General features: G+C 39.8%; 9 protein-coding genes and 1 pseudogene. 3 read left to right on the top strand and 7 right to left on the bottom strand.

The genetic code is table 11. The features are described 5' to 3' along the window. Window positions 1-90: 90 nt before the first annotated feature. Window positions 91-927 (top strand): GNAT family N-acetyltransferase, encoded by an 837-nt coding sequence (locus tag ACR65M_RS11820; RefSeq protein ID WP_440273415.1) that lies wholly within the window; start codon window positions 91-93, stop codon window positions 925-927. A gap of 24 nt (window positions 928-951) precedes the next feature. On the opposite strand, the gene ACR65M_RS11825 is transcribed toward ACR65M_RS11820, so the two are convergent. From ACR65M_RS11825 to ACR65M_RS11840, 4 genes are all read right to left on the bottom strand, one after another. Next, window positions 952-1437 carry a GNAT family N-acetyltransferase gene (locus tag ACR65M_RS11825; RefSeq protein WP_440273409.1) on the bottom strand — a complete coding sequence of 162 codons (486 nt, stop codon included), beginning with the start codon at window positions 1435-1437 and terminating at the stop codon, window positions 952-954. 17 nt (window positions 1438-1454) lie between these two features. Next, window positions 1455-2276 (bottom strand): tryptophan 2,3-dioxygenase, encoded by an 822-nt coding sequence (gene kynA, locus ACR65M_RS11830; RefSeq protein ID WP_440273410.1) that lies wholly within the window; start codon window positions 2274-2276, stop codon window positions 1455-1457. Window positions 2277-2457: 181 nt separating this feature from the next. Further along, the gene (locus ACR65M_RS11835; RefSeq protein WP_341333334.1) at window positions 2458-2889 is read right to left on the bottom strand and encodes a threonine/serine exporter family protein; all 432 of its coding nucleotides are present in this window, start codon (window positions 2887-2889) and stop codon (window positions 2458-2460) included. A gap of 17 nt (window positions 2890-2906) precedes the next feature. Beyond that, window positions 2907-3650: a threonine/serine exporter family protein gene (locus tag ACR65M_RS11840; RefSeq protein WP_341333335.1), complete on the bottom strand. Its 744-nt coding sequence runs from the start codon at window positions 3648-3650 to the stop codon at window positions 2907-2909. 405 nt (window positions 3651-4055) lie between these two features. Between ACR65M_RS11840 and ACR65M_RS11845 the strand changes: the two genes are divergently transcribed. Beyond that, on the top strand, window positions 4056-5720 hold the full coding sequence (locus ACR65M_RS11845) for a glutamine--tRNA ligase/YqeY domain fusion protein (protein ID WP_440273411.1): 1665 nt from the start codon (window positions 4056-4058) through the stop codon (window positions 5718-5720). 35 nt (window positions 5721-5755) lie between these two features. On the opposite strand, the gene ACR65M_RS11850 is transcribed toward ACR65M_RS11845, so the two are convergent. Then, window positions 5756-7330, bottom strand: coding sequence for a SpoIID/LytB domain-containing protein (locus ACR65M_RS11850; protein WP_440273412.1), 1575 nt, complete (start codon window positions 7328-7330; stop codon window positions 5756-5758). A 256-nt stretch (window positions 7331-7586) separates the two neighbouring features. After that, entirely contained in the window at window positions 7587-9305 is a 1719-nt protein-coding gene (locus tag ACR65M_RS11855) for an ABC transporter ATP-binding protein (RefSeq protein WP_440273413.1), read from the bottom strand. 344 nt (window positions 9306-9649) lie between these two features. On the opposite strand from ACR65M_RS11855, the gene ACR65M_RS11860 reads away from it, so the two are divergent. Continuing rightward, complete coding sequence (locus ACR65M_RS11860) at window positions 9650-11752, top strand: metallophosphoesterase family protein (RefSeq protein ID WP_440273414.1); 2103 nt, start codon at window positions 9650-9652, stop codon at window positions 11750-11752. A gap of 19 nt (window positions 11753-11771) precedes the next feature. On the opposite strand, the pseudogene ACR65M_RS11865 reads toward ACR65M_RS11860, so the two are convergent. Further along, window positions 11772-12758: pseudogene (locus tag ACR65M_RS11865) on the bottom strand (PTS fructose transporter subunit IIC); the annotation flags it as partial. Between the last annotated feature and the right edge of the window lie 74 nt (window positions 12759-12832).

The following is a 12832-nucleotide window of genomic DNA, read 5'->3' on the forward strand; positions in this document are numbered from 1 at the left end:
GAGACTAAAGGAAATTTTACTCGATTTGGAGAATAATTGTTGTAACAGGATTCAAGAAGACACCTGAATCGATAAAAGGTCGTGAAGAAAATGATTATGAAGCTCGATGCTGTTAAGTTTAAAAATGTGAAACCACTCCTCACTGGATTAGAAAACCATCCAGTTATGCATGGAGTGATTGATGGTAATAATCTCGGTGAGATTTACGTAGATAACGAGAGAAATCCTAAAACCGCCTTTATTTGGGCAAAAAATGAGATGTTCTATCTTTGCGGTAGGATTGATAATGAGAAGTTTAACTCAGAACTTGAGGAATATATCGCATCTGAAATCCGCCTTGAGGCACTCCCAGAGGAGGATACTTTAAATCTCGAAATTTACCCAAACCATGAATGGAATGGATCTGTTGAATCCATTTTTACGAGAGTTTCCCTTTTGAAGGGGGAGCGTGTGCCGTTTGTTTTCCATAAAGAATGGTTTAATTCTAGTGATTCTAAAGATGTGCCTGAAGGATATGAGGTACAACCCATAAGTCAGGAGCTAATTGAAAGAGATAGAGATGATATTGTTAAAAACGAAATCATAAAATTTTGGGGAGAATCCCTTGGTCCATTTTTCCAAAAGGGCTTCGGCTACGCTGTTGTTCAAGGATCAAACGTGATCGGAACTTGTCTCTCTGTCTTTGTATCTGAAAATGAATATGAAATTGGAATTAATACATATGACACAAACCACCGGGGCAAAGGACTTGCTACCGCAATGGCCAGGGCATTTATCGAAGAATGTATAAGACGGGATGTAATCCCTCACTGGACAACGGAGTCGTTTCGCAAAGACTCGATTGCAATTGCAAAGAAACTAGGCTTTGAACAGATAGAACACTACCCCGTTTATTACTTGCCGTTTGAGGAATTTATAATCAAATAAGGAATTCACCACTTGGTGAACTCCTTATATACTTTCTTCTATAGTAAACTCTTGAATCGAACAGTTTCTTTCATCAAATCGTTCCTCAAAGATTCCCGTCGTACATTTTGAAATGATATTTCTCCAAAACACCCGGGCACGCTCATTCTTTTCCGACTGTCGCACATGCCACCTTCCTGGAAACATTGAAAAGATTTCCTCCGCAACACGGGAGCCAATACCCTTGCCTTCATAACCTCTCATGATAAAAAATTCTTCTATTGAATTGGGTTCTTTCTCTGATTGACTTTGAAGTAACACAAATCCTGCAAGTAAACCATCCACTTTTACAAAATATGCATGATGATTACGCTCAGACCAATAGACATCCAGATTAAATCTTTCAAAACAGCCATTTTCTTTAATCGTTATACTACTCATATACTTCGTAAATTCATAGATATAAAATTGCATGAGATTATGTAAAACGTCTTCTTCCTCTTTTGAAACGGCTTGAATTTGTATCTCCATATTTGCATTAAGCCCCTTTATAATTTCGTCCGCATATTCCACAACTCTGGGAAAAAGCGATGGTTAATTACCTGCTTTAAGTATTCAACTCCCGCCGAGCCACCAGTCCCTCTCTTATATCCGATAATTCTTTCAACCGTAATCATGTGGTTATAGCGCCATTTCTGCTGGTGAGATTCAATATCAACTAACTTCTCCGCGAGTTCGTAAAAATCCCAATACTTTTCTACGTTTTGATAGACTTCTAGCCAGGCCTGTTCAACACTATCATTTGCCTGATAATCCTCCGTCCAATCCCTTTTAAGGTACGATTCATCAATGTGAAAGCCTCTTTTTGAAAGAGCTAAGATAGCAGCATCATAGATACTTCTTTCTTGAAGCGCATTTTCAACCTGTTTGTAAATTTCAGGTTGATGCTTATATACCCCTAGCACATTGGGCTTCTTATGGCCCAGTGCAAACTCGATTAACCGATTTTGATAGGATTGGAAGCCTGATGACTTTCCAAGTTGCCCCCTAAATTCCATATACTCAGAAGGTGTTAATGTTGAAAGGACATCCCAGGATTGAATTAATTGCTGCTGAATTTTTGATACCCTTGATAGCATCTTAAAAGCAGGTTCGAGGTCGTTTTTTAAGATAGACGCTTTTGCAGCTTTAATTTCATGTAAAATAAGCTTCATCCAAAGCTCACTTGTTTGGTGGATAATAATAAAAAGCATTTCATCATGATGCTCGGAAAGGCGATGCTGGCTCGAGAGTAATGTATCTAGTTGAAGATAGTCACCATATGTCATGTCCTTCGATAAATCATTATAAATGCCATCGTTTTTGCTCATAGACGTCTCCCTTCGGTTTGAGGCTGGTGTTTGTGTGACCAAATATTATACACCCTTACTTTCTATGAATATGCCGAGATTCCTTTATATTTCATGAACTTTTTATTCGGACCAAAGGCTCTAGCCATACACCTATCCAAAATAAAAAGCCTCCAGGAATATGATATTCCGGAAGCTTCAACTAAACTCTCTTCTTTCTCCTAAAAATTAACTGGTTTAGTACCTCGGATAAGACAAGTCCGAAGGCAATCGCGCCAGAAATCATAAATGCCCTTGCTGCTAGTGGGAGTGCTGTTGAATAGTCATTTTCAACAAAATTCCTCATTGCGTCGTATGAGATTCCACCAGGTACTAAGGGGATGATTCCAACGATGCTGTAGATAATCACTGGGTTTTTATAGACCTTTGCAAAGATATGGCTGATGACTGCAACTAAAAAAGAGGCAGCAAGTGTCGCATATACAGCATCAATCCCTTGTAGAAATAAAAAGATATATAACATCCAGCCAATCATTCCGACAAACCCACATTTAATAAGCGACTTTTTCGGAACGTTGAAGATGATTCCAAATGTACTTGAAGCAATTAAGCTTGTAATCAGATGGGAAAGCATTTTAAACTCCTTTCAACTTAGAAAATAGCGAGAACTACCGCTACTCCCGTTCCAATGGCAAAAGCAGTTAGAAATGCTTCCGCCCCCTTTGAAATCCCCGAAACAAGGTGTCCTGCAATTAAATCACGAACGGCATTTGTAATCAATAAACCAGGTACAAGTGGCATTACAGAACCGATAATAATTTTATCGAGTTCAGCCCCAAGTCCAGTTACAATAAACAGATAGGCAATCATTCCAATTAAAAATGACGCCATAAATTCCGCAAAGAACTTTATTCGAACCAGCTGATGAAGGAAGAAAAAAAAGGCAAAGCCCACTCCTCCCGCGATACAAGCTGGTAAAAAATCGGTCCAACTCCCAAGGAACATAATCGTAAAGCAACCGCTAGCTATGGCTGCTGAAAGAACCTGAATCCAAATCGGAAAAGAAAGATTCTTTTTTGAAAGCTCCTCTAACTCCCGCTTTGCTTCTTGAAGCGTTAATTCCCCGCTGCTAATTTTTCGCGAAATGTTATTTACTAGGGTTACTTTTTCTAAATCAGTAGACCTCTCATTTATTCGTACTATATTTGTAGGTTCTGTACCACTTGTCGAGAACATAATTCCCGTTGGTGTTACATAGCTTTGAGACGTTACGTTCCCAAAAGCGGCAGCCATACGATTCATTGTGTCCTCTACTCGATAGGTTTCTGCCCCACTCTCGAGCATAATCTTTCCCGCTAACAGGCAGATCTCAATAATTTCAATCTTATTTTCCATAAAACCTCGCTCCAATAAATTCAAATGCGCCTTGGCGTATTTGCGCCCAGATTTAGGCCCACAGGAAGTGGGTCATAAAGACGTTGCCACAGGAAGTGGCGCTTTTAGTCTTTGATCTTACTGATCGAAAAACTTCCTTTAAAAATCGCATGTCTCCGCCGGAGGCTTTAACTTTATTCAGTGGGGTTTAACCCCCACTGAATAAAGTTGATAATTTCAGATAAAGTAAAGCTTATATGAAAGACAGCCTAATAATCAACTTAATCTTTGGTAAACATGAGAATAATGGTAATTATTCTGGTTTTATGATATATTCATCCATTATAGACGATGTTCAAAAAGAAGCAATGCAATTAATAGTACCAAGACTTTTTGAGCGTCCAGTACAGGATAACGAAAGAGGTTATGGCCGTGGAAAATAATAATGTTTCAAATTTTATTAGAAATATCATAATCGACGATTTAGAAACTGGAAAGCGTGACCACGTTGTCACCCGCTTCCCACCAGAACCAAATGGGTATTTACACATCGGACATGCTAAATCAATCATTCTAAATTTTGACCTTGCAGATGAATTTAAAGGTAAAACGAACCTACGATTTGACGATACAAACCCTTTAAAAGAGGACATTGAGTTTGTGAACTCGATTAAAGAAGATGTGAAATGGCTTGGTTATGATTGGGACGGTTTATTTTTTGCATCGAATTACTTTGAGGAAATGTACGACCGTGCTGTTTTACTCATTAAAAAGGGCCTTGCTTATGTCGACGATTTAAGCGCAGATGAAATCCGTGAATATCGTGGAACCCTAACAGAACCTGGAAAAGAAAGCCCGTATCGTGATCGTTCAATTGAAGAAAACCTTGAGTTGTTCGAAAACATGCGTGCTGGTAAGTACGGAAATGGTGAAAAAGTTTTACGTGCAAAAATTGATATGAAATCACCGAACATCAATTTGCGTGACCCTGTCATTTACCGAATTTCACATACAACTCACCACAATACTGGTGATAAATGGTGCATTTATCCGTTGTATGCTTTTGCTCATCCTATTGAGGATGCAATTGAAGGTGTGACTCATTCTATATGTACGATTGAGTTCGAAGATCAACGTCCTTTTTATAATTGGGTTGTTGAGCAATGTGAAATGGAAAGTAAGCCACAACAAATTGAATTTGGCCGTATCAATTTAACAAATACGGTGATGAGTAAGCGTAAGCTAAAGCTGCTTGTAGACGAAGGCTTTGTGGATGGATGGGATGACCCACGCATGCCAACCATTTCAGGGCTTAGAAGAAAAGGGTATACACCTGAAGCCATCCGTACATTCTTGCGTGAGCTAGGGGTTGCGAAAAACAACGGAACCGTTGATACACAAATGCTTGAGCATTTCGTTCGTGAAGATTTAAAGCTTAAAGCACCACGTACAATGGGGGTTATTAATCCTCTTAAGGTGGTCATCACCAACTATCCAGAAGGACAAGTGGAAATGCTGGATGCAGAAATTAACCCTGAAAATCCAGAAATGGGTACAAGACAAATTCCATTTTCTCGTGAAATTTACATCGAGCAAGAGGATTTCATGGAAAATCCGCCGAAAAAGTATTTCCGTCTCTTCCCTGGCAATGAGGTTCGTCTAAAGCACGCGTATTTCATTAAATGTGAAGAAGTCATTAAGGATGAGGAAGGAAATGTGGTGGAGCTTCATTGTACGTATGATCCTGAAACAAAGAGTGGTACAGGCTTTACAGGTCGTAAGGTAAAAGGTACCATTCACTGGGTTGAGGCAACACAAGCGATTCCTGCTGAATTCCGTTTGTATGAGCCACTTATTTTAGATGCTGAAGAAAAAGAGGAAGAAGAGGATAAAACATTCCTCGATTACGTCAATCCAAACTCTCTTGAGATATTAAATGGATTCGTAGAGCCGAACATGAAAGATGTCAAGCCGCATGACAAATTCCAATTCTTTAGACATGGTTACTTTAACGTGGATCCAACACACTCTACAACTAACAAACCGGTCTTTAACCGAACTGTTTCATTGAAAAGTTCATTTAAATTATAAGAAAAAGACTCGTGTCCATGCACGAGTCTTCTTTATTAGTATCTATCCTCTATGTCGATTCCTTGGTAATAATGCTTGAGGATTTCCTCAAAGGTTGCCCCTTTTTCAGCCATTCCGACTGCACCAGTTTGCGACAAGCCAACACCATGACCCCAGCCGCCACCGTATACTTTAAATCCAGTAACTTCTTTTGATTTATTGTCTTTAATTGGCTCAATGTGGAACAACGTACTTAGCAGGGAAGCTTGGTTACCGCTTGCATTAATATATTTTAAAGTTGTTCGAATGCGATCCTTGGTTTCATAAAATGTACCATTCTCCGTAACAAACTCCATTTCGAGCACACGACCTGAACTTGAGCGCTCTAAAACATTAATTTCATAAACCTTACCAACCTCAGTGTTAAAGGATGTACTCAATACATCGCTCATTTCTTCGGCTGTCCATTCAAAATTCCAGCGATGGTATTTAGACCAATCTGCCTCAAAATCTCCCTCACTTGCTGCACGCAGGGATTTGGAGTTGCTATTGTTTTTGAAGACCTCAAGAGAGGGTACGTGCTCAAACGCCTTACCTCTTTGTGCATCTGGAACTCCTCTTAAGTATGGAACAGGGTCTGAATTCCACACATCTTCATTATTGGCCGAAAAACCGCCACTAGTAGAATTAAAGACAGCCGTAATTAATTTTCCTTCGTAAGTTGCAACAATCCCTCGTGTACCATCAACTGCATCGTTCGAAATGGGGTGTTCAGCCTCAAAACCACCATACACTTGGTCAGACGTTGTTGGAAGAAGATCATACCCGTCATTACCTCTTTTACCCATATTTGATAATGCATATGTTCTTGCAGCAATGGCTTGTGACTTTTGCGCCTCTAATTCCCCGTATGGTACAGGAGGTAATTCGCGTGGGACAACACCATATAAATACTCCTCTATTGGCAGTTCGTTGATTCCCGCAAGTGCCCCCGAACTATTAAAACCAACCTCAGCGATTCCACGATACTGATTCCCGTTAATCGTCACTAAATCCTCTGAAACAATCTGAATCGGATTTGTTGTGGTGATGGCTGTTTCCCCTTTTGAGACTTTGATTGTTGATTCGCCTTCAACAGTTGTAATTAATCTCCAGTAGGCATCACTAGCACCTAATCCTCTTGCCACAATTTCATCTTTAAAAGCAGTTCTTACCGTAAAAGATGCATCTGACGGAAATTCTCCGATTAATAAACGCCAACCATTATTGTATTCTTCAAGATAAGTTGAATATCCAAACGTTTCAGCACGCTGTAACCAATCCTGAATATAAGCATTGCTTGTGGAATATGCAACCTGTAATCGATAATTTGTTTTTATAACAGATGAGCCTGCAAGCTCAACTTGAACCTCCTCATTATCACCTGTTAAAAGGACCTCACCTGTTTCTTTGTTAATCACATCAAACTTACTTACCGCACCGACTGCCAAAGACTCTACAGAAGGCACAACCCCAATCCGAATATCTGGCTCCTCTCCCTCACTTGCCTCTGCTGGGTTGCCCCAGATTCCCTGGAGTGAAAAAATACTGACAAAGGTAAACACAAATAATAGCTTAAACACCTTTTTCACGCACGATTCCCCCTACAATTTTTCGTCATACTCTTTAGTTCGTTAAGGAGAATAAAACATCCTTTCGTACAAATTTACCATTTTTTGAAATAAAATTTTACAAATAAATTTTACTTTTTCCCTACCATCCGATTGAAACTGACAAGATTCATTTTTCTTCTACCCTTTTCCGTGCGATTGGCCGCCATCTATCTGAAATTTTTATATGACCTTTGGCCCAATTTGGCATAAAAAAATAACCAGGGTTTCCTGGTTATTATGATTGATATTGGACCTGATGTAGATTTGCGAAGATCCCGCCTTTTTCTAGTAGTTCATCATGTCCACCTTGTTCCGCAATACCTTCTTCTGTCACCACGATGATGCGATCTGCATTTCGGATTGTAGCCAAACGGTGTGCGATAACAAGTGTTGTGCGATTTTTTGAAAGCTCTGTTAAGGCTTTTTGGATAATCTGCTCTGTTTCCGTATCTAAAGCAGAAGTGGCTTCATCCAATATTAAGATTGGTGGATTCTTTAAAAACATTCGAGCGATGGCAATCCGTTGTTTTTGACCACCTGAAAGCTTAAGACCACGTTCTCCAACCTGTGTTTCATAGCCATCTGGTAGTCCAGCAATAAACTCCTCCAGGTGAGCACGCCTTGCAGCCTCTTCAATTTGTTCATCCGATGCCCCAAGCAATCCGTATGCAATATTTTCACGCAGCGTTCCTGTAAAAAGGAAAACATCCTGCTGAACAATTCCAATCTGGGAACGCAACGATTCCTTTGTCATTATTCGAATATCCATTCCGTCAATCGAAATGGAACCTCCATCAACATCGTAGAAACGAGGAATTAAAGAACAAATAGTCGTTTTCCCGGCTCCAGAAGGGCCGACAAAGGCCACTGTCTCTCCAGCATGAACCTTAAGATTTATATCTTTTAAGACCGGTCCCTGCTTTTCATCATAGCCAAAGGTTACTTGATCAAACGCAATATCTCCACGAAGGGATGGTACTGCAATTGCATCTTTCGCATTTTTCACTTCAGGCTCCATATCGAGTAGCTCTGTAAAACGTTTGAAACCAGCCATCCCTTTTGGGTACAGTTCCAATAGGGCACTAATTTTATCAATCGGTTTAAACAGGACATTGGCATATAAGACGAACCCAACTAATTCTCCGTAAGTAAGCTCCCCGCTAAAGCTTAACCACGCACCGACTACTAACACGATAAGGACAAACAGACGTGTCATGAGGTAGATACCAGCAGATGCTGATCCCATTACTTTATAAGCACTAAGCTTTGAACGACGAAACTTACGGTTATCAACTCTAAATCTAGAAATTTCAAATTCTTCATTTGTGAAGGATTGGACAACACGTGCCCCCGCCACACTATCTTCGACCCTAGCATTTACATCCGCAATATTGCTATACATCGCCTTCCATGCACGATTCATACGGACATTTGAAAATGCAATCAACCATACTAAAAATGGCACAACAATAATCGCAATTAGAGCAAGCTTCACATTGATCGTTAACATAATCCAAAATGCCCCAACAAATGTCATAATGGCAATGAACAAATCCTCAGGACCATGATGAGCAAGCTCACCAATATCAAACAAATCATTCGTAATGCGGCTCATAATATGACCTGTTTTTGTATTATCAAAAAAGCGAAAAGACTGCCGCTGCACATGTTGGAATAACTGCTGCCTCATATCCGTTTCAATGTTAATCCCAAGCTTATGGCCCCAATAGCCTACAATAAAGTGAAGACCTGTGCTAACTGAATATAATACTAACAATCCAATGCTCACCCATATGATTGCAGACCAGTTATTAGTTGGCAAAAGTTTATCAATAAACCACTGCACGGCTAGCGGAAAGGCCAGCTCTAGAATCGCAACAATCACCGCACAACTAAAATCTATTAAAAACAAAGTGCGATGGGGCTTATAATATGTAAAAAAACGTCGAATCATTTTGCTCTCTCCTTGTGATTTTCCTACTGCTATAACGAATTATAAGCTGTATCACCTAAATTTGACAAACTATTTTGTTACTCGAAGTTTTTTTGTTTGGCTTTTCTCACTTACGCACTTTCTTCTCCACTTGTACGGGGAACCCAATCTTGACGCTCTTTTCACTCTAGATTGTTTCGCGAAACCACAGTACACCCTTACTCTCCCTTCTCACTCCAGCTTGCATCGCGAACTCTCAATCAAAACACCCAATCTCCCGTTCCAACACAATTCTGTTACATACCTGAAATGAACAGCCGCCTAGAACCCTGAATAGGATATAAAAAAATGGGATGGTGAACAAAATGGATATACCGACAATTTTATCGGGGCCAATCCTACGCCGAGTTGAGCCTTCTCACATTTATATTTGGATTGCGTTAAGAAAAAGATACAGACTTGGTGCAAAGCTGTATCAAATTGAAAAAATAGATGATACCAATTTTGCGTACCATGAAATAGATTGTGATACTGAAACAACCACTTTCCGTGCTGGAAAACAACTTTATATTAGCCTAATCAAACTAACACCACCGTATCAAGCACAGTTCCCTGTAAACACACTCCTAGCCTATAATCTCCTTTTCCAAAAGAATTCTGAGATTTATGACCTACAAGACTTCGGACTCCTAGGAAAAGAGCAACCAAACTCCATCACATATGGAGACCTCGATTTTCCTAGCTTTTTTATTCGAGATCTAACTCAACAAAAAACCAATCTCCTATATGGCTCATGTCGAAAACTTCATGGAAAAGGTGAGGATGCCCTTAGCCAAGGAGACGAAACAATCAAAATGAACTTTTTAGACCTCGAAAAGCGCCCAGACGCTTTATTTTTATTAGGTGACCAAATTTATGCAGATGATGTGCCAGATCCAGTATTTCACATCATGACAGAAGCAGGTAAAAAACTAATTGGTAGAGGAGAAAACCTTACTGAAATAGAGCCTCGCCTAGAAAATAAACCTTTCAAAAAATCAATAAACCAAACCCGAGGAAGACAATTTATCATGGAGCATTTTTGCAAATTCACCTCCGCAAATGCCCGGAACCATGCAATGACATTTGGTGAATATGCCGCTCTATATTTACTAGCATGGTCACCAGAACTTTGGGGTGCTTACACAGATGATGGTGATTTTCCTTCATTTAAAGACCAAACTAGGAAAAACCAACTTTATTATATTTACAAAAAAGGGAAGCGAAAGAAGGAAAAGAAAGTATATGAAAAAGAGTATAACGAACAAGTGGAAGATGTGAAGGAAACCTACCAAACACTTACAAAGGTAAGAAGATTACTTGCTAACATTCCGACCTATATGATCTTTGATGACCATGATATTACAGATGATTGGAACATCAGTCACAATTGGAAAAATAGCGTCTATTCATCAAAACTTGGAAGACATGTCGTTGCCAATGGACTTATGGCGTATTGGCTGTTTCAAGGATGGGGTAATGACCCAGACCGATTTGACCCTGTATTTCTCCGTAAGATGTGGGGATATAGTAAAACTTATGATACTCGTTCACGTTCACATGAAGCATGGGAAGAAATACTTTGGAAATTCGATCAGTGGAATTTTGTTGCACCGACAAGCCCAGCATCCATTTTCCTTGATACAAGAACACAACGAAAGTACGATCACACCCCTCTCCCAGTTTCCCTTGGTCGTACGATCGAAGAAAAGGACCGTCCTCCGCAGCTCATTGGTGAACGCGGTTGGCGGAACTTAACAGATTGTTTAAATGGTAGTGGATGGAAAAGCGGTGAACCACTCCTTGTAATCTCCCCAGCACCGGTCTATGGAATTGGCTTAATTGAGTCCTTTCTCAATCAATATATGTATCCATTAAAAACAATTGGAGTTCCCGCAACAACAGCATTTGACTTTGAATCCTGGAAGTATAACGGAGAGGGCTTTAGTGAACTCCTACACCAAATCAAAGAATGGAACCCGAGTCACTGCTTTATTTTATCAGGAGATGTTCATTACGCTTCTGCTGTTTCAACCAATATCGAATTTCCCGATGGAGAAGGTTTATGCATCTACCAATTTACGAGTAGTCCAATGAACAATATGAGTTTTTCAGGGATACAAGGCGGATTGATGAAGGCAATCGTTACAATAAATGCAGCGAAAAGAAGGAATAAAGAAATCAACAGATACTGTGATTCGACCTACGATATCATTAAACAAAAAGGAAATACCCCTTGTCCCACAAACTTTACGTGGAAAGAAAAGATCCGTTACCTGTCAATGGATCAAGGACCAATCATTGAAACTGGAAATAATCTTGGCCACCTTGTACTCACCTCGACTCAAGCAAACAATGCGCTACTTCAAAACAATAACACCATCACTTATAAACCCATTACATTATCATTAAAAATACCCCGTGCCTAAATAGCACGGGGTAATACCCTTATTTTATCGGTTTTTTCAAGAACCCAACTAATAGCGCCGTTATTATTGTACCGATGATTATCGCAAGTACGTATAACGCCCAACTACCATTTACAAAAGGAATAACAAATATTCCTCCATGTGGAGCAGGTAAGCCAATACCAAACAACATGGTAAGTGCACCCGTAACTGCTGAACCAATGACCGCAGAAGGAATAACACGCCCAGGATCAGCAGCAGCAAATGGAATTGCACCTTCTGTAATAAATGATGCACCCATGAAATAAGCCGTTTTTCCAGCTTCACGCTCTTGCTTTGTAAATTTATTTTTAAAGAGGGTTGTTGCTAAAGCTAGTCCAAGCGGCGGTGTCATTCCACCCGCCATAATAGCTGCATGTGGTGCGTAATTTCCAGCATCAATCATGGCAATTCCAAAGGTAAATGCGGCCTTATTAATTGGGCCACCCATATCAATTGACATCATTCCCCCTAGAATTAAACCAAGTACAATCAAGTTCCCTGTACCTAGTCCTTCTAACCAACCGGTCAATCCGTCCATTACAAATTTTAACGGACCAACAAGTACATACATAATTGCACCTGTAATCAAAATTCCAAAGAACGGATAAATCAACACTGGTTTTAGACCTTCAAATGATGATGGTAAACCTGAGAACAATTTTTTCAGTAATAAGACCACATATCCTGCAAGGAAACCAGCTATTAATCCACCTAAAAATCCAGCTCCGCCAGTTGTCGCCATTAGACCGCCTATCATGCCTGGTGCTAATCCGGGACGGTCAGCAATACTCATGGCGATAAATCCTGCTAAAACAGGAATCATTAATTGAAACGCATTAGCACTTCCGATTGTCATCAACGCGCCAGCAATCGGACTATAGGATGGATCATTCGGGTCTGAAGCATTGATTCCAAAAATAAATGAAATGGCAATTAAGAGTCCGCCACCTACAACAAACGGAAGCATATTAGAAACACCATTCATTGAACTGACCTAGCCAAATGAGACATATATAAAACACCTATCCATATTAAATTTAACACTTTTTCATTAATTTG

It is taken from the genome of Ferdinandcohnia sp. SAFN-114, from assembly GCF_059415045.1.